Source organism: Pseudomonas sp. ACM7, assembly GCF_004136015.1.
Classification (GTDB): Bacteria; Pseudomonadota; Gammaproteobacteria; order Pseudomonadales; family Pseudomonadaceae; genus Aquipseudomonas; species Aquipseudomonas frigoris.
The window spans coordinates 5,948,244-5,966,067 of sequence record NZ_CP024866.1 but is presented as its reverse complement, the minus strand read 5'-3'; the positions used below and the strand labels follow the sequence as shown (position 1 = coordinate 5,966,067).

Sequence of the window (17,824 nt, the reverse complement as noted above, 5' to 3'; positions counted from 1 at the left end):
AATACCCAAAAAACTCTGTATTCTGATCACGCAAGTGCCAGATACGGAGTTTTTTGTTTCTGGCTATTTCATCTCCTGGCCCGAGTTATGCAGTCGAGGGTTACCGTCTCCGGTCAAGTAACAAGGTGGGCATCCCATGGTGCGTCTTTGTGCAACGTTACTGATTTGCCTGCTCAGCAGCCTGAACTCAGTGCACGCCGCGCCTGCGCCGCATCCTCACTGGAGCGTCGGCTTCCATGAGATGAGCTTTCTCGACCCTCTGGACTTGCAGCCGATGCGCGCCATCGCCTTCTATCCCTCCAGCGACAAGGAGCACTCCAGCATCATCGAGGGCTACACGGTCGAAGCGGGGGAAGACACCCGAGTCGCCATCGGTCATTTCCCGATGCTAATGCTGTCCCACGGCAACACCGGAACCCCGCTGGCCCTAAACGACCTCGCCACGTCGCTGGCACGCAAAGGGTTTGTGGTGGTGGCGGTGATCCATCCCGGTGACAACTCCAAAGACCACAGCCGCCTCGGTACGTTGAGTAACCTTTACGGTCGGCCCATCCAGATTTCCGAAGCCATTACCGCGACGCTGGGCGATCGTATGCTCGCGCCCTTCGTCAATGCCGATCAGGTGGGTGTGATCGGTTATTCGGCGGGCGGAGAGACGGCGCTGATTCTGTCCGGCGCGACGCCCGACCTGGACCGTCTGCGCCGCTATTGTCAGGAACGCCCGGACGACCGCGATGCCTGCAACACCCAAGGCGAATTGATTGCTGACCGCGATGACTTGCAACCGGTGGCTGACCCGCGGGTTCGCGCCTTGCTGCTCATGGCGCCGCTGAGCCTGAAGTTTGGTCGCCATACCCTGGCCGACGTGCATGTGCCGGTGCTGCTCTACAGCGGCGACGGCGACAAACTGGTGGCGTTCGACAAGAATGCCGCCGCCCTGGCGCGCAAACTGCCGATTGCACCGGACTTCAAGTTGCTGGCCGGGGCAGGGCACTTCGTGTTCCTGGCGCCTTGCAATGAAGAGCAGATCCTCGCCATGCCGGCGCTGTGCACCGATGCCGATGGCGTCGATCGCAAAGACATCCATCGCACCATGGTGTCCGAAGCCGGGCGTTTCTTCTCTCATGCGCTTGGCAAACCGACCCGGGCCGGGATGCAGACGGCGGATCAATAATGTGGGAGCGGGCTTGCTCGCGAAAGCGGTGTAGCAGTCAGCATTAATGTCAACTGACCCACCGCCTTCGCGAGCAAGTCGGATCGCCGCACCGCCGCTCCCACAGTGGATTGCAGCGTCAGGCCATTGCGCGGCGTTTCAGTAACAGGGTCAAACCGAGGCCGGTCACCGACAGCAACGCCGCGCTGAAGAAAATCCACGTGTACCCCAGGTTCAACGCCACCGCGCCCATCAACGGCCCGGCAATCGCCAGCGCCAGATCGAAAAACACCGCGTAGGCACTCAATCCCGCCCCGCGACTGGAATTGGGCACTTGCTTGATCGCTTCGACCCCCAGCGCCGGATACACCAACGACAGACCGAATCCGGTCAGGCCTGCGCCGATCAGTGCATAGCCGGTCGAAGGCGCAAGCCACAGCAACACCAGGCCCACCGTTTCAATGCTCATACAGGCAATGGCCGAGGTGAACCCACCGAAACGGCTGATGCTAGAGATGAACAACAGTCGCGCCAGAATGAAACACGCGCCGAATACCGTCAGGCAATAAGCCGCACCGGCCCAGCCACGGCTGACGTAATACAGGGTAATAAAAGTGGTCAGCGTGCCGTAACCGATGGAGGCAAGGCTCAGGCTCGCGCCGAACGGCGCAATACGCCCGAACACCGCCCAAAACGGCAGGCGTTCGCCGCGAATCACCGGCACCGAGGGTTTGTTTCGGATCAGCAACAACGCCGCCAGCGCCAGCACCGACAGCGCGATCCCAAGACTGGCGAACCCCAGCTCGCCGACCATCACCACGCCCAGCGGCGCACCAATGGCGATGGCGCCGTAGGAGGCGATGCCGTTCCAGGAGATCGAGCGCGCGGTATGTTCAGCGCCCACCTGACCCATGCACCAACTGATGGTGCCGACCCCGATCAAGCCCTGGGCAATCCCCAGCAACAAGCGGCCGGCGATCAGGATTAGCAGGCTCAGCAACGGAAAACTTTGCAGCAGCGTTGAAATCAACGTCAGCACGCCGCTCAACACAATCCCTGATAACCCGTAAACAATCGCCCGCTTGGTGCCGATGCTGTCCGACAGGCGCCCGGCCATCGGGCGGCTGAGCAGGGTGGCCAGGTACTGCGAGCCGATGGTCAGACCCGCGATGATCGCGCTGAAACCCAGCTGTTCGTGGACGTAGCCCGGCAATACCGCAATCGGCAGACCGATGCAGAGGAAGGCAATAAAGGTATAGAAGACGATAGAGACGATCTGCAGGGTGATCGCCATGGAGCTTTGTGGTGGCAGTTGCTGCACAGACATGAGGGCTCGTTCGCGGGCGGCGGTAGGAGAACTGCATCATGGCGCGGGCTGCAAATAAAAGGAAGCAGGCTAACGAAAATCAAAAGATCGCAGCCTTCGGCAGATCCTACAGGGGGGCGCATTCCAAAGTAGGAGCTGCCGAAGGCTGCGATCTTTTGATCTTCAGACAATAAAAAGCCCCGTCACCAGGACAGGGCTTTTCCATTTTCAGTCGGTGCTTAGAACACAACGCCCTGGCTACGCAGGTAGTCGTCATAGGTGCCGCTGAAGTCGATCACGCCACTAGGGCTCAACTCGATGATGCGGGTGGCCAGGGACGATACGAACTCACGGTCGTGGCTGACGAAGATCAGCGTGCCCGGGTAGTTCTCCAGCGCCAGGTTCAGCGCCTCGATGGATTCCATGTCCAAGTGGTTGGTCGGTTCGTCCATGATCAGCACGTTCGGCTTTTGCAGGATCAGCTTGCCGAACAGCATGCGACCTTGCTCGCCACCGGAGATGACCTTGACCGACTTGAGGATCTCGTCGTTGGAGAACAGCATCCGGCCGAGGGTGCCGCGAACGATTTGCTCACCGCCCTGGGTCCATTGACCCATCCAGTCGAACAGGTTGCAGTCGTCTTCGAAATCGTGCGCGTGGTCCTGGGCGTAGTAGCCCAGTTCCGCGGCGTCGGTCCACTTCACGGTACCGGCATCCGGGGTCAGTTCGTTGACCAGGGTGCGCAGCAGGGTGGTTTTACCGATACCGTTCGGGCCGATGATCGCCACGCGCTCCCCAGCTTCAACCTGGAAGCTGAAGTCCTTGAACAGTGTCTTGCCGTCAAAGCCTTTGGCCATGCGCTCGACGATGACCGCCTGACGGTGCAGCTTCTTGGTTTGTTCGAAACGGATGAACGGGCTCACGCGGCTCGAAGGCTTGACTTCGGCCAGTTGGATCTTGTCGATCGCCTTCGCGCGGGAAGTGGCCTGCTTGGCTTTCGAGGCGTTGGCCGAGAAGCGGCTGACGAACGATTGCAGCTCGGAAATCTGCGCTTTCTTCTTGGCGTTGTCCGACAGCAGTTGCTCGCGGGACTGGGTCGCCACGGTCATGTACTCGTCGTAGTTGCCCGGGAACAGGCGCAGCTCGCCGTAGTCCAGGTCAGCCATGTGGGTGCACACGCTGTTCAGGAAGTGACGGTCGTGAGAGATGATGATCATCAGGCTGGAGCGCTGGGTCAGGATGTTTTCCAGCCAGCGGATGGTGTTGATGTCCAGGTGGTTGGTCGGTTCATCGAGCAACAGCACTTCAGGATCGGAGAACAGCGCCTGAGCCAGCAATACGCGCAGTTTCCAGCCTGGGGACACTTCGCTCATCGGGCCGAAGTGCTGCTCGATGCCGATACCCAGGCCCAGCAACAGTTCGCCAGCACGGGATTCGGCGGTGTAGCCGTCCATTTCGGCGAACTCGGTTTCCAGTTCTGCAACGGCCATGCCGTCTTCTTCGGTCATTTCCGGCAGCGAGTAGATACGATCGCGCTCGGCCTTGACCTTCCACAGCTCTTCGTGACCCATGATCACGGTATCGATCACGGTGAATTCTTCGTAAGCGAACTGGTCCTGGCGCAATTTACCCAGACGCACGTTCGGCTCGAGCATGACCTGGCCGCCGGACGGCTCGAGGTCGTTGCCGAGGATTTTCATGAAAGTCGACTTGCCGCAACCGTTGGCGCCGATCAGGCCGTAGCGGTTGCCCGCGGCGAATTTGACCGAAACGTTTTCGAATAGCGGCTTGGCGCCGAACTGCATCGTGATGTTAGCTGTAGAGATCAAAGGTTTTTCCTGCGAAGCATTCAGAGTAGCTAGGGTTGCGGCAGTACCGATTCAGTACCCGTTTCCGGTTTTCGAACCACAGGAAATGCATCCCGGTCAGAAGCGGAAGGTCCATCTGGCAATAAGTGGACAGCAGCATATGGAGCGCTTGGCCCGAGTCGAAGTGCGCTGAGACGGGGTTCATTCCCGTCATCAACCAAGGGGGGCGCGTAATGTTTGGCGGCGATTGTACTGGTCTGGCTCTTTAAACGATAGGGCGTTAAGGCCGCACGGCCACTTTGGCAGCATCAGTGGACAGATTTTCACAGTTGAAGGTTAACTATTGGTTACAAACTGTGACTAAAATGCCAACTCTCACCTGATGCCGACAGACGGCATAGGCTCAAGGACGCGCCATCGGGACCGTTGTTTCGTATTCAGACACTGCACAAGACCCTTGGGCCGATTGGCCGGCAAGGGACGCAGTTTGTTCACTTCTGACATGTGACGTTTTTTTGTGAAATTGATCATTGCCGCTATTTACGTTGTATCCATTGCGTACGTTCACTTGCGCGGACGCGTGCGTCACAAGCTGGGCCGCCAGCTGAGCGACCACTCGACGTTTCTGGCGCCGATCAACTGCTTCCTTTATCTGTTCTCGAAAATCCCCAACAAGCCTTATCTGAACCCGGCCGATTTTCCCGATCTGAGTCCGTTGCAGGACCATTGGGAAGACATTCGCGCCGAGGGCCAAAACCTGCTCAGGGCCGGGGAGATCAAGCGCTCGAATCAATACGACGACGTCGGCTTCAACTCGTTCTTCAAGACTGGCTGGAAACGTTTCTACCTGAAGTGGTACGGCGACAGCCATCCTTCGGCCATAAAACTCTGTCCGCGCACCACCGAACTGGTGCAAAGCATCGGCTCGATCAAGGCTGCGATGTTCGCCGAGCTGCCACCGGGTTCGAAACTGGTCCGTCACCGCGATCCGTATGCGGGTTCCTACCGCTATCACCTGGGCCTGGAAACACCGAACGATGCCGGTTGCTACATCAACGTCGATGGCGAGAACTACCACTGGCGCGACGGTGAAGCGGTCATGTTCGACGAGACCTTCATTCATTACGCCGAAAACACCACCGAGCAGAACCGCATCATTCTGTTCTGCGACGTGGAGCGGCCGATGAAGTATCGCTGGGCGGCGGCGTTCAATGGCTGGTTCAGCCGTAACGTGATGTCGGCGGCGGGCGCACCGAACGATGTCGGTGACAAGACCGGAGGCATCAACCGCTTGTTTGCCAAAATCTACAAGATTCGCCTGCGCGGCAAAGCGCTGAAAAAGCGCAACCGCAAGCTCTATTACCTGGAGAAGTGGGCGATTTTTGGTGGTTTGTTGGCGGTTATCGTTCTGATCTGATTTCCGCGTTGTGGCGTATGACGCCTTCGCGAGCAAGCCCGCTCCCACATTCGACCGCGTTCAAATGTGGGAGCGGGCTTGCTCGCGAAGAGGCCGGCATTTTCAACCAGTAACTTACTGACACGCATTGCTTATTCAGCCACGAGAAGTCTTCGTGGCTTTTTTATTTGCGGCGGGTTTCGCGGCCGACTTTGTTTTGCCCGTGCTCTTGCCGCCAAGACTACGTTTAAGCAGCTCGGTCAAATCAATGACATCCGCGGTTTTCCGTTCCTCTTCGCCAGTCGCCGTTTCCACATCCTCGATCTTGCCTTCATTAGCCTTTTTCTCGACCAAGGCCATGATCTTGTCTTCAAAACTGTCGCGATAATCCTCGGGTTTCCAGTCTGCGCTCATGTCCTGAACCAGACGTTTGGCCATATCGAGTTCACCTTTGGCCAGTTCGGGCTTGGTGACTTCACTGCCCAGCTCCAGCGTATCCAGACTTCGCACTTCGGCGGGCCAGCGCAGCATCACCAATACCATCGCCGATTCCAGCGGCATCAGCGCGGCGAGGTGCTGGCGCGTGTGCAGCACAACATGAGCCAGGGCGACTTTATTGGTCTTGCTTAACGTTTCGCGCAACAGCGCATAGACCTTGCCACCGCGTTTATCCGGCGCGAGGTAGTAGGGCGTATCGATGTTTTGCAGGGGAATCTGCTCGCTGTCGACAAAGGAAAAGATGTCGATGGTCTGAGTGGACAGAGGGTGCGCCGACTTGATTTCCTCTTCGCTGAGGACCACATACCGACCCTTTTCATATTGCACACCTTTGACGATGTGTTCCTTGGTCACTTCCTTGCCTGTGACCTTGTTGACGCGCTTGTAGCCGACCGGGTCCATGCTGCGGCTGTCGAGCCAGTCGAAATCCACCCCTTGCGAGGACGTCGCCGAGACCAGCGCCACAGGGATATGCACCAGACCGAAACTGATCGCGCCTTTCCAGATTGCCCGTGCCATGGTCGTCTTCTCGCGAGTGATGTTCAGGTGACCTGTGACGCTGTGCAAAAGTTTCAGCAGGCTGCGACCCGGTCCTGCGGGCTTATCGGCGGTCAGGTCAACTCGTGTTACATCTTGTGAAGGAGGTTTTAGTTAACAAATCCGAACCCCGGGCGTAGCGTGATATCGAAGTTCCTATCCACGCTGATGTCCAGAGGCTCCCCATGAACAGATTTGTGCTCGGCTGCACCGCATTGGCGTTGAGTGGCGTGCTGAGCAATCTGGCCCAGGCTGACACCGCATCGCCACCTTCATCATTGCTGTTGGTCCAGAGCCCGACGGGCCACACCAGCAATCCTTACAACAGCCCGATTCGCCGGGCCAATCCCAACAGCATGCAAGGCACGCAACCCAACGCGCCGAGCATTCGTGGGCCGAATACAGTGCCCGTGCCGCGGCCACCGACGCTTGATAATGGTGGCGTCGGCAACCGCTATCCACAGGATCGCTCGCCTCCCGCCACCCCTCCGAAATTCATTCCCAATCCACCTCATCGAGACGCGGACACCAGCAACCGTTGAACGGCACGACAGCGTTCTTGCCAGCCATTCAAACGACAAAAGGAATCGTGCATGTTGTGTAAAACCCTTCTGGCCACACTGTGTGCCAGCGCACTGATCACTTTCACGGCGCCCGTTTTCGCAGCGCCAACCCAGAATTTGAAAAGCGAACAGGGCACCCTTGAGGTGACGACAATGACCAAGGGGCTCGAACATCCCTGGGCTTTGGCGTTTCTTCCCGATCGCCAAGGGATGCTGGTGACTGAACGGCCCGGCAACCTGCGGGTGGTCAGCGCCGACGGTAAACTTTCCGCACCGCTCAGTGGTGTTCCAGAGGTCTGGGCCAAGGGGCAGGGCGGCTTGCTGGATGTAGCGTTGTCGCCCGACTTCAAGCAAGACCGCACGGTCTACTTGTCTTATGCCGAAGGTGGCGGTGAGGGCGACAAGGCCGGGACGGCAGTTGGTCGCGGACGTCTGTCTGACGACCTGACAGCCATAAAGGATTTCAAAGTGATCTTCCGCCAGGAACCCAAGCTTTCAGTCGGTAACCACTTCGGCTCAAGATTGGTGTTCGATCGCGACGGCTATCTGTTCATCACCCTTGGCGAGAACAATGACCGGCCGACCGCCCAAGACCTCGACAAGCTGCAAGGCAAGGTTGTGCGGATCTACCCGGACGGCAAGGTGCCGGATGACAACCCCTTTGTCGGTCAGGCGGGCGTGCGCCCGGAAATCTGGTCCTACGGCCAGCGCAATCCGCAAGGCGCAGCGCTCAATCCCTGGACCGGCACCCTTTGGGAAAACGAGCACGGTCCCCAGGGTGGCGATGAAATCAACATCATCGAGCGTGGCAAGAACTACGGCTGGCCGATGGCAACCCATGGCATCAATTATTCCGGCCAGCCGATTCCGGAAGCCAAAGGCAAGACCGCCGAAGGTACCGTCGCCCCGCACCATGTCTGGGAAAAGTCCCCCGGCCTCAGCGGCATGGCGTTCTACGACGCTGACCGCTTCAAGGCTTGGCAGCACAACGTGTTTATCGGCGCACTGGTGAGCCAGGAGTTGATCCGCTTGCAGTTCGATGGCGACAAGGTCGTTCACGAAGAGCGACTTCTGGGTGAACTCAAGGCGCGGATTCGCGATGTTCGGCAGGGGCCGGACGGGTATTTGTATGTGTTGACCGACGAGGACGACGGGGCGTTGTACAAAATCGGACTGAAGTAACCGACACCTGTAGCAGCTGGCGAAGCCTGCGTCCGGCTGCGTAGCAGTCGCCAATTCTGCCACCTTGGTTTACCTGAATGACCGCGTGGCTGATTTTACGACTGCTGCGCAGCCGGACGCAGGCTTCGCCAGCTGCTACAAGGGTGTTTTTGGACACGTTCGGGCGTACAGGATCACTGCCGCCCGAAGCTTGCCCCGACCGAAACTGCACATCTTTTCAAATTCCCCATGGCTGACCGGCAAATGCTGGCAGTCCATGTGTTGGCGATGCTGGCTGTGATCGACATCTGGGTCATGCAGGTAGACGAACTCTTCATCGCAATCGGTGACGATCACCCAATGCGGCGATTTGGAACGGGTCAGTCGATAGCTGCTGATGAGCACCAGCGGTTGTCCACCTCCGTCCAGTAAACCCGGAAGATCCAGCGGCCCGCCGATCACCTGTTCGACGTCAGTGGTGTGCAGCTGCGCCGTAAACTCCTCGTGCACCAGACGCATTACCTCTTTTTTATGCGCATTGCGTACGCCATCGAGAAACAGTGCCCCGGCCATGCTCAGTTGCAGACGCACTCCAAAACCCCGTCGCCATGCCGCCAGCGCCAGGCCTTGAGGGCTGCAGCCACCATGGCCGGAGGTCATGAACACGGTGGTCGCTTCGCGCCAGATCTGCAGTTCTTCGAGACGCTCCAGCACGCGATCCGCTTGCAGCGCGCCCATGGCCATCAGCAGACAAGCCGGGCCGCAGGTGAAATCGGTGGTCTGCGGGTACCAGGGCACCTTGATGTTGCGCGAGTCGCGGTGCTGGAGGATGCGCTTCTCCAGCCGCAGCGCGTCGGCATGGTCCTGGTAATAGTCGTGGATCAGTGCAAAGCGTCGGTAACCGTTGCGCTCGTACTGGGCAATCGCCGTCGGGTTGTCGATGCGTACTTCCAGCCGCAGGTAGGTGCAGTCGTGCTCAAGGGCGCAGGCCTCGATGCGTTGGAGCAATTGCTTGCCCAGGCCGCTGCCGCGCGCGTCGGTGGCGATCGCAATCGAGTAAAGTCGCGCCAGCGAAGTACCCCGGTGAAACAGCACCACGGCGTAACCGACCAGGTGTTCGCCACGCTGGGCCACCAACAGTTGCCCATTGGCGCGCGTGATCATCCATTGAAAACTGCGACGATTAAGCCGATCCGTGGTGAAACAGTGTTGTTCGAGTTCCAGCAGCGCCGGTAAGTCTTCAACCACCGCCAGGCGAAAAACCAGGTTCATATGACCACCGTAAAAGTTGCGTAACGAAACGGGACTTTCTAAAAAGTTCGTGCTTAATAGGAAAGGTCTTGTTCTCCAACGGATCAATCACTATGTCAGCGGTACAGGGTCATTGGCGCGAAGTATCCGAGCAAACTTTGCCGGCAGCAACTTATTTAAATGACAGTGTTAGAACTTCCAGTCAGTTGATTATCATCGTCGAGCGCAAGGAAGACTGGATCTCCTACTTCCCCAGTGAAGACATCGTCAGCGCCCAGGAATACCTCGAGAAACCCCGGGCCAACGAGCAGGGCAAGCGGGTCCAGGTGATCAACCTGTGCCGCAGCTACAAGTACCTGGGGCACGGTTACTACTGCTCGCTGCTGGCCGAAGCCCGTGGGCACAAGGTGATTCCCTCGGTGCGGACCATCAGCGAACTGACTCGAAAATCCTTGTACGGCCTGGCCCTGGATGATTTGGATAAAACCCTGGAAAAAGCCCTCAGTCATCATCTTTACAGCGATACCGAAGGCTTTACCCTGACGCTCTACTTTGGCAAGACTCATATCGAGCCGTTACAGGATCTGGCACGACAGTTGTTTGAATTGTTTCCGTGTCCGATATTGTTAGTTGAATTTCGCCGAACTAATGGCTGGCACATTGAAGGGGTAAAGTCCGGCGCCATACATAAGTTACGCGAAGATCAGGAAGATCAGTTCGCCCACTCACTCGACAGTTTCAGTCGCAAGATCTGGCGCGTGCCGCGTTCCCGGCGTTTGGCCCGTTATGACCTGGCCATCCTGCACGATCCCCAGGAAGCGTTGCCGCCGTCGAATGCCAAGGCGCTGGACAACTTCGTCAGGGTTGGCAAGACGTTGGGTATCGACGTCGAGCTGATCGAGCGCAAGGACTACGCACGTATCGCCGAATACGACGGGCTGCTGATCCGCGAGACGACAAGCGTCGACAACCACACCTACCGTTTTGCCAAGAAAGCCGAGAGCGAAGGGCTGGTGGTGATGGACGACCCGGCGTCGATTCTGCGTTGCACCAACAAGGTGTATCTGACCGATCTGCTCAAGAGTCATTAACTGGGCATGCCCGCCACCGAGATTCTCTATAAAGAGCGACCGGAAGACTTTGAACGGGTCGGCGAGCGCCTCGGTTTCCCGTTGGTGCTGAAGATCCCCGACGGCTGTTTCTCTCGGGGTGTGATCAAGGTCGAAAGCCAGCAAGCCTTGCTCGAAGCCACGGCCGAACTGTTCGAGCATTCGGTGCTGTTGCTGGCCCAGGAGTTCTTCTACACCGAATACGACTGGCGCATCGGCGTGCTCAACCGCAAACCCATCTTTGCCTGCCAGTACTTCATGTCCAAGGGCCATTGGCAGATCTACAACCACAAGGCCAAGGGCCAGGACATCAATGGCGAATGCCGCACCCTGGCGGTTCACGAAGCACCGCGGGCGGTGGTGGAGCTGGCGGTGAAGACTGCGAACCTGATCGGCGATGGCCTCTACGGCGTCGACCTCAAGCAGTCCGGCGACAAAGTGGTGGTGATCGAGGTCAACGACAATCCGAACATGGACGCCGGCATCGAAGACGCTTACTTGCAGGACGATCTGTATTCACTGGTGCTGGAAGAGTTCGTCCGTCGCCTGGAACTCAAGCGCCGCGGCCAGGCCTGGTGAACGGCCGATGATCAAGAGCTTTCAACTGATCCACGGCGCCCTCCACAAAGTCGAACGGCTGGATGCCGACGTGATGTTGTTCAGTAATCCCGATGCGGCCGAACGGGATCTGCTGCACAGCCATTTCAAAGTTGATGAACACGCCCTGGCCTCGGCCCTGGACCCCGATGAGGTGTCACGCATCGAGTTTCACCCTGATAACCTGTTCCTGATCTGGAAACGCCCGGAAAACTATTCCGGCGCGGGCAGCCTGGCCTTCGAAGTGTCGTCCTGCGGTTTGCTGTTTTCCGAGCATCGTTTGCTGGTGATCGCCACCGACGACTCGCCGCTCAGTGGTCTCGGCATGCGCCAGCCCCTGAACACGCCGCTGGATGTGTTGCTCGACCTGCTGTTCAACAACATCCATCACTACTTGGGCCACCTGAAGGTGATCAAACTGGTTGCCCGGGAGTTGCAGCAGAAATTCAACGCGTCGATGCAGAATCAGCACCTGATCCAGATGTTCAACCTCAGCGAAAGCCTGATCTATTACATCAACGCGATTCACAGCAACGGCGCAGTCCTGACCCGGTTGCGCAATCACGCCGCAAAGGAACATTTCAGCGCCGAAGCCATTGGCCTGATCGACGACCTGATCATCGAAAACAACCAGTGCTACAAACAGGCGGAAATCTACTCCACGGTGTTCTCCGGGCTGATCGACGCCCGGGGCAACCTGATGAACAACAGCATGAACAACCTGCTGCGCAAACTGACGTTGATCAATGTGGTGTTTTTGCCGCTGAACCTGATTGCAAGTATCGGCGGCATGTCCGAGTTCAGCATGATGACGGCGGGCGTGCCGTGGTGGGTTTCGTATCCGCTGTTTCTGACTGCGATGATAATGGGGGCTGGAGTGATGGTGCTCGGGCTCAGACGGTTGGCGAAATAACTTTGGCGGCTGTCAGATCGCTTTCGCGAGCAAGCTCGCTCCCACATTTTGATCAGGGTGTACGCAAGTTCCGAGTCCTCTACAGAACCCTTGTGGGAGCGGGCTTGCTCGCGAAGGCAATCTCAACAGCTCTACAAATCCAGGATCAGACCTCTTGATGGACGGTTACGGATTTCTTCCGATCCTGTTGCCCACGCACCACCAAATACAACAACGGCCCGATGGACACAAATATTGCGGTGAGCAACAGATACGGCACCACCGACAGCCCTGACTGCCCACGCTTGCGCGCATCCGTGTACATCCAGATGCCCGCGAGCGTCGCCAGCAGGTACAAATCAATCACGATCTGCGCCGTGTCGGGGCGCGACATCAGGCTGAGGCCGAAGTCGATCAATGACTGTTCGGCCTGAAGCATCACCGAAACGGTGTAGCCGGCGAACGCGATCAGGGCAATGAGGGGCAGGGCGACAGACTTCATGGTTTCCTTCCTTGGGACAATGAGCAGAGTCGTCAGCCTACAGAGGCCGAGGAAAATTGGCCATTGACTTGCCATCAGCGCCCGGCTAATTTCCGGACATGACTTCCACTGTATTGCGCTGCCAGCCAAGCATTATTACCGCCATTCCTTATTTGGCGGGCTAGCTCACGACTGCAGCACCCAACCCGCCCTAGAGGCGGGTTTTTACTTTCTGTCTCCTGGGTCTTGAACCAACGCCGACCGGCGTAGGAGCTGCCGAAGGCTGCGATCTTTTGATCTTGGCGTCCGCAAGATAGATCAAAAGATCGCAGCCTTCGGCAGCTCCTACACACATTCGGTGTACGACAGGAGACAACCATGAGCACCACCGCCCAGCAGACCTTGCTTGAGCACTACGTGAAAAAGATCCTCGCCGCGCCCGTGTATGAGCTCGCGGTGCGTACGCCGTTGCAGGTAGCACCGGCACTGTCCGAGGTTTTGGGTAACCAGATCCTGCTCAAGCGCGAAGACTTGCAGCCGACCTTTTCCTTCAAGATCCGCGGCGCTTACAACAAACTGGTGCAGTTGAGCGATGAGCAAAAGGCTCGCGGGGTCATCACCGCTTCCGCAGGTAATCATGCTCAAGGCGTGGCATTAGCGGCCCGTGAACTGGGAATTGCGGCGACCATCGTCATGCCGCGTACGACGCCGGAACTGAAGGTGCTGGGTGTGCGCAGTCGGGGCGCCGATGCCGTGCTGCATGGCGAGAGTTTTCCGTTTGCGCTGGACTATGCACTGAACCTGGCGCGGCAAACCGGTCGCACCTTTGTCTCGCCCTTCGACGACCCGGACGTGATCGCGGGGCAGGGCACCGTTGCCATGGAAATCCTGCGCCAGCATCAAGGTCCACTGGACGCGATCTTCGTGCCGGTGGGTGGTGGCGGCCTGATCGCCGGTATCGCGGCGTACGTCAAATACCTGCGTCCTGAAATCCGCATCATCGGTGTCGAGTCGGAACATTCCGCGTGTTTGTACGCGGCATTACAGGCCGGCGAGCGAGTTGTCCTGCCGAACGTAGGCACTTTCGCCGACGGTGTCGCCGTCGCCCAGATCGGTGCTTATGGTTTCGAGGTCTGCCAGTTTTGCGTCGATGAGGTGTTGACCGTCAGCAACGACGAACTCTGCACCGCCATCAAGAATATCTACGACGATACCCGCTCGATCACCGAACCTTCCGGTGCCTTGGCCGTGGCCGGAATCAAGAAATACGTGGCGCAAACCGGTGCCCGTGGTCAGACACTGGTAGCGATCGACTCGGGCGCCAACATCAATTTCGACAGTTTGCGCCATGTGGCCGAGCGCGCCGCGTTGAGCGGCGCCCCGGCGTGAGCGGTGTCAGGCCAGCAGCGGGCGCAGGAAGGTTCGCTCATAACTGACGATAAACTTCTTCTCGACCAGCGAAGCTACGAGCGCGGTGCTTTCGGCGTCAGTCATCGCGATATGCCGGTAGCTTTCGTAGTCCGCCAGCGAAGGAAAGCTGAACAGGCAGTAGGCGATATTGCTCGCTCCCTCGGAAGGCAGGAAGTACCCGTGGTGCGTACCGCCCAAACGCTCGACGATGCCAAGCCAGGCCTTGGCGTAGGCTTCGAATTCGCTGAGTTGGTACGGATCGATCACATATTTGACGTGGCAGGTAATCAAAATGGCGCTCCTGTAACGGGATAGAACGGTTATTCCTGGACGGCTTTCTCGACCTTGCTCGACGCCGACCAGATCCGGTAGCGGACTTCGACGTCTTTGGGCACGTAGAGCACGATCGGCAGTTTGCTGTTGTAGCGCAACATGAAACCGTCACCGACCACCGGCACGAAGTCCTTTTTGCTTTTGCCGTCCGGGCAGGCCATCAGCGTACTCATCGGGCCGATGACTTTTTCCAGTCGGTAGAACGGGTAGCCCCAGCCTTCGAGGTTTTTCTCATCGAGAATGCCGCCCAGGCGTTGGCGATTGCAGTCGACGGTCAGGGTTTTGCCGGCGAGAATTTCGACCTGGAAACCGTCTTCCTGAGTCTGTGGGGCAAGGTGAATGACCTGGCGGGTGAAACCGCTCTCAGCTTTGGGGAACGGCGCGACTTCTTCGACTTTCGCGGCGTGAGCGATGGTCGACAGCCCGGCAAGAATCAGCCCGACGGTAGTGATACAGGTCAAAGAACCCATAATGCCTCCTTGCTTGCGAGTGGGGTCAGCGGATACTGATTTGATTGGCCGCATTCTTACTGGGGTGGTCGGCCAATGCAAACTTGTCGCTGGATGTATGCAAATTGCAGGGGCACCACAACGCCTTTCTTGCATATTGCAGGGGCTATTTACGTGCGGTTTCGCTAAATCGTTGATTTACCGATGAGCTGCAGTGCGAAATCCAAGGCATGTTTTATGCTGAAGCTGGTCTTAAGCTGACCGGGGATTTCATTGCGTCAGTATCGATAGTTGATTGGCAGTCTCACATTAAGGAGAGGGTCGCCATGTTTCTTTCTGCCTTGGAACTTCGCAATATCATTGAAAGCAGTTTTTTGCCGAAACGTTGTCAATGCACGCTGTCGCCGGACCTGTCGATGACCGTCAAGGTGTATTCCGATCGTGAAACCGATCACCTCGATCTAATGAAGACAGGAATAAATGCCAAACAGCTAAATGGTTGCCGAGAAATCAATGACCTGATCGCTGGGCTGCGCTCTGACATGCAGCACCAAACCATTGCCCGGACCCTGCATCCAGACCGGAAAGCGCTTTAACCCACGGTTTCGAGTTCCATCGACACGCGCTTGGTCTGGAGAAACGCCAGGCCCAGCGCCAGTTCGACCACCACAGCAAGCAATATGCCCGGACCGGCATGGCCATTGAGCCATTCGCCGAAGCCCAGTGCTGCCAGCCCCCAGCAGCCGACCATGAAACCATTGGTCAGCGCATTGCGGGTGATCGAAGGCGACTCGTTTCGAACCAGATAAAACATCACGCCCAATGCTGCGAACAGCATTGCACTGCGCCTTGCGACAACGCCCACCGCCAACGAATATTCGATGCTCCAGATTGACAGCAACCTGTCCGGCATCAAACCCCAGACCAGGGCCAACAGAAAACACAGCGCGGCGGTAAAAGTCGACAAGGTACGAAACGATAACTGCATGGCGAATCCTTGCGGCAGTGGGGAGAGGCGCTGAGCATAGCGCCAGAACCCCTCACAGGAATACCGCAAAGTATTGAATCAGACCTTTCCGTCAGTTTTGATAACTGCAAGCGTCAGAAAGCTTCCGATAGGAGATTTCCGCAGGCTTGCCCGAGGTGCTGTCGATGTACTTCATGTCGGCTGTGACCACTTTGCAGTCCAGCGTCGACGGTTCGGTCAAGGTAATGACCTTGCCCACGTGCAGCGGCATGCCGTAGTGATAGGGCACGGCCTGGGAGGATGACGTGTCATTGGCCTGAGCCAGACCGGCAAACGCGGTGCAGGCGAGGGCGGTGGTGATCAGCAAGGTGGGCATGTTCATGAACGATCTCCGATGCAGGCTTAATGTCAGCTCGACGTTTAGGCGTCGAACCTGCCGCACTGGGCGTCAGAGAACTCTGAGGGCGTGCGGTCCAGTAAAGTTTTGGACCGCGGGGTTAAGCGATGGTTAACCCGACTGAATGCCGCCTGTCGTGAGGAGGTTTCTGACAGAGGTTTCATGTAGGTAAAAAAACTGAGGGAGGTTCGGCCCGTTCCTACACGGTCGGACTCTTTGTCGTCTTTCGTCGGCAAGGTACCAGCGTTTACTGTTTGACCTCGCTGCAAAATCAGCGAGCAGGTTTGGTCACCTGATGCCATCACACATATCTGTGCCATCATTCGCGCTGCGGACATCTATGTCCTCGTAATGCGTTGCAATGGCGGCTGTGTGCTGGACGCCTTCGGGCGAGCCGATTTGATGGTATCGGTTGACCAAGCCTGTACACAGTCCGCCTCCCATCGTTTGGTCACGGTACTGGCGGTTATTTACTAATCATCGAGTAATTACTATGCCAACGCTAAATCCATTCCCCGATCGCTATCGCTCAATCAAAAGCAGCGTTACCGAGACAAGCCCAATGGTCATCGACACCGAGGCCAATCCCCAAGACATACTCGAAGCCGCTTTACAGCGTGTCCGAGCCGCCAGCCAGTTGCTTGAAACGCTCCATTGCCAGTGTTTCAAGAACGGTGATGTTCAAGATATTCCACACATTACTCACGCGCTTTATCTGCTGACGCAGGATGGGTCCGATTTGCTGCTGGTTGCGCAGCAGCAGATGATGGGGTGGAAGGCGCCGGTCTGAAGCCTCTGGAACAAGCCTGCCTCCTGTGGGGCAGGTTTTAAAGCTAAATGCCCGAGGGCGATGCATTCAAGGCTTTCTGGTGCCGGGCATATTCAACGAGATCTTTGGGATAAACCCTGTGATCGATTCTGCTATCGTCGATGCCGTATAAAAAGGCGATCGCGCCTGCTTCCAAAGCCCAGTAGCCGACGTAGTTGCCATCGTCGCCTTCCATGTCCAAATGACTGTCATGCCAGTTGGTTTGTAGCGAGGCGAAAGCGGGATACCACGCCTCACAATATTGTTTTAGCAAATCGCTGGATTCTTCAGGCTCGGTGGCGTACATCGCCCTGATCAGCGGTGTGTAGAGGTCGTGGAACCACTCATCCAGATCAGTACGATCAGGTAAATGCTTTCGCAGAAGGTCTTCGTAGAGAGTGTCTTCGTTGTAACCGATCCACGAACTACACCTACCTCAAGATGAGGCAGTCGTTTACCGTGGCATCTCTGGCGAGCAGTTCCATGGCAGCAAGGCTTCGTAGTCCCCAACCGATTGTGCCTGCGGTAGTCTTTCCAGTACGTGGCGCAGCCACGTATAAGGCTCCTGGCCGTTGACCTTGGCGGTCTCGACCAAACTGTAGATCTGCGCACTGGCGGTGGCACCCTTGGGCGTGTCGCTGAACAGCCATGCCTTGCGCCCGATTACAAACGGCTTTATCGCGCGCTCCGCCGCGTTGTTGTCGATCG

17 protein-coding genes and 3 pseudogenes are annotated in these 17,824 nt (G+C 57.5%); 9 read left to right on the top strand and 11 right to left on the bottom strand.

The window, feature by feature from the left end; translation table 11 throughout:
• Window positions 1-136: 136 nt before the first annotated feature.
• The gene (locus CUN63_RS28285) at window positions 137-1,174 is read left to right on the top strand and encodes a dienelactone hydrolase (RefSeq protein ID WP_129444334.1); all 1,038 of its coding nucleotides are present in this window, start codon (window positions 137-139) and stop codon (window positions 1,172-1,174) included.
• Between the two features lie 118 nt (window positions 1,175-1,292).
• Here the strand turns inward: CUN63_RS28285 and CUN63_RS28280 are convergent, their stop codons facing one another.
• Both CUN63_RS28280 and CUN63_RS28275 read right to left on the bottom strand, forming a co-directional pair.
• Window positions 1,293-2,480: an MFS transporter gene (locus tag CUN63_RS28280; RefSeq protein ID WP_129444332.1), complete on the bottom strand. Its 1,188-nt coding sequence runs from the start codon at window positions 2,478-2,480 to the stop codon at window positions 1,293-1,295.
• 218 nt (window positions 2,481-2,698) lie between these two features.
• Window positions 2,699-4,288 carry an ABC-F family ATPase gene (locus tag CUN63_RS28275; RefSeq protein ID WP_074876433.1) on the bottom strand — a complete coding sequence of 530 codons (1,590 nt, stop codon included), beginning with the start codon at window positions 4,286-4,288 and terminating at the stop codon, window positions 2,699-2,701.
• Window positions 4,289-4,784: 496 nt separating this feature from the next.
• Between CUN63_RS28275 and lpxO the strand changes: the two genes are divergently transcribed.
• A complete protein-coding gene (gene lpxO, locus CUN63_RS28270) occupies window positions 4,785-5,684 on the top strand; it encodes a lipid A hydroxylase LpxO (protein WP_129444330.1) in 900 nt (299 codons plus the stop codon).
• 135 nt (window positions 5,685-5,819) lie between these two features.
• Here lpxO and CUN63_RS28265 read toward each other — a convergent pair whose 3' ends face one another.
• The gene (locus CUN63_RS28265) at window positions 5,820-6,680 is read right to left on the bottom strand and encodes a Ku protein (RefSeq protein WP_129444328.1); all 861 of its coding nucleotides are present in this window, start codon (window positions 6,678-6,680) and stop codon (window positions 5,820-5,822) included.
• Window positions 6,681-6,883: 203 nt separating this feature from the next.
• Here CUN63_RS28265 and CUN63_RS28260 point away from each other — a divergent pair, with 203 nt between their 5' ends.
• Together CUN63_RS28260 and CUN63_RS28255 are read left to right on the top strand one after the other, a co-directional pair.
• A complete protein-coding gene (locus CUN63_RS28260) occupies window positions 6,884-7,240 on the top strand; it encodes a hypothetical protein (protein ID WP_129444326.1) in 357 nt (118 codons plus the stop codon).
• A 51-nt stretch (window positions 7,241-7,291) separates the two neighbouring features.
• Window positions 7,292-8,443, top strand: a complete 1,152-nt coding sequence (locus CUN63_RS28255) for a PQQ-dependent sugar dehydrogenase (RefSeq protein WP_129444324.1) — start codon at window positions 7,292-7,294, stop codon at window positions 8,441-8,443.
• 135 nt (window positions 8,444-8,578) lie between these two features.
• Here CUN63_RS28255 and CUN63_RS28250 read toward each other — a convergent pair whose 3' ends face one another.
• Window positions 8,579-9,694 (bottom strand): GNAT family N-acetyltransferase/peptidase C39 family protein, encoded by a 1,116-nt coding sequence (locus CUN63_RS28250; protein WP_129444322.1) that lies wholly within the window; start codon window positions 9,692-9,694, stop codon window positions 8,579-8,581.
• 92 nt (window positions 9,695-9,786) lie between these two features.
• Between CUN63_RS28250 and CUN63_RS28245 the strand changes: the two are divergent.
• Window positions 9,787-11,361 (top strand): annotated as a pseudogene (locus CUN63_RS28245) (RimK family protein).
• A 7-nt stretch (window positions 11,362-11,368) separates the two neighbouring features.
• Window positions 11,369-12,292 carry a magnesium transporter CorA family protein gene (locus CUN63_RS28240; RefSeq protein WP_129444320.1) on the top strand — a complete coding sequence of 308 codons (924 nt, stop codon included), beginning with the start codon at window positions 11,369-11,371 and terminating at the stop codon, window positions 12,290-12,292.
• A gap of 145 nt (window positions 12,293-12,437) precedes the next feature.
• On the opposite strand, the gene CUN63_RS28235 is transcribed toward CUN63_RS28240, so the two are convergent.
• A complete protein-coding gene (locus CUN63_RS28235) occupies window positions 12,438-12,773 on the bottom strand; it encodes a DUF2834 domain-containing protein (protein ID WP_129444318.1) in 336 nt (111 codons plus the stop codon).
• Between the two features lie 357 nt (window positions 12,774-13,130).
• Here CUN63_RS28235 and ilvA point away from each other — a divergent pair.
• Window positions 13,131-14,123 (top strand): annotated as a pseudogene (gene ilvA / locus CUN63_RS28225) (threonine ammonia-lyase, biosynthetic); the annotation flags it as partial.
• A 24-nt stretch (window positions 14,124-14,147) separates the two neighbouring features.
• Here ilvA and CUN63_RS28220 read toward each other — a convergent pair.
• On the bottom strand, window positions 14,148-14,453 hold the full coding sequence (locus CUN63_RS28220) for an NIPSNAP family protein (protein ID WP_033055038.1): 306 nt from the start codon (window positions 14,451-14,453) through the stop codon (window positions 14,148-14,150).
• A 29-nt stretch (window positions 14,454-14,482) separates the two neighbouring features.
• Window positions 14,483-14,965 carry a serine protease inhibitor ecotin gene (gene eco / locus CUN63_RS28215; protein WP_129444314.1) on the bottom strand — a complete coding sequence of 161 codons (483 nt, stop codon included), beginning with the start codon at window positions 14,963-14,965 and terminating at the stop codon, window positions 14,483-14,485.
• Between the two features lie 305 nt (window positions 14,966-15,270).
• Here eco and CUN63_RS28210 point away from each other — a divergent pair, with 305 nt between their 5' ends.
• Window positions 15,271-15,540: a DUF1652 domain-containing protein gene (locus tag CUN63_RS28210; RefSeq protein WP_129444312.1), complete on the top strand. Its 270-nt coding sequence runs from the start codon at window positions 15,271-15,273 to the stop codon at window positions 15,538-15,540.
• Here CUN63_RS28210 and CUN63_RS28205 read toward each other — a convergent pair.
• Together CUN63_RS28205 and CUN63_RS28200 are read right to left on the bottom strand one after the other, a co-directional pair.
• Window positions 15,537-15,932, bottom strand: coding sequence for a hypothetical protein (locus CUN63_RS28205; protein WP_129444310.1), 396 nt, complete (start codon window positions 15,930-15,932; stop codon window positions 15,537-15,539). The genes CUN63_RS28210 and CUN63_RS28205 overlap by 4 nt on opposite strands.
• 91 nt (window positions 15,933-16,023) lie before the next feature.
• On the bottom strand, window positions 16,024-16,293 hold the full coding sequence (locus CUN63_RS28200) for a DUF2790 domain-containing protein (protein WP_129444308.1): 270 nt from the start codon (window positions 16,291-16,293) through the stop codon (window positions 16,024-16,026).
• 508 nt (window positions 16,294-16,801) lie between these two features.
• Between CUN63_RS28200 and CUN63_RS28190 the strand changes: the two genes are divergently transcribed.
• Window positions 16,802-17,098 (top strand): hypothetical protein, encoded by a 297-nt coding sequence (locus CUN63_RS28190; protein WP_129444306.1) that lies wholly within the window; start codon window positions 16,802-16,804, stop codon window positions 17,096-17,098.
• A gap of 43 nt (window positions 17,099-17,141) precedes the next feature.
• Here the strand turns inward: CUN63_RS28190 and CUN63_RS28185 are convergent.
• Both CUN63_RS28185 and CUN63_RS31790 read right to left on the bottom strand, forming a co-directional pair.
• Window positions 17,142-17,531 (bottom strand): annotated as a pseudogene (locus tag CUN63_RS28185) (PoNe immunity protein domain-containing protein); the annotation flags it as partial.
• A 39-nt stretch (window positions 17,532-17,570) separates the two neighbouring features.
• The coding region (locus tag CUN63_RS31790; protein WP_165353237.1) for a transposase domain-containing protein at window positions 17,571-17,824 on the bottom strand (254 nt) is incomplete at its 5' end.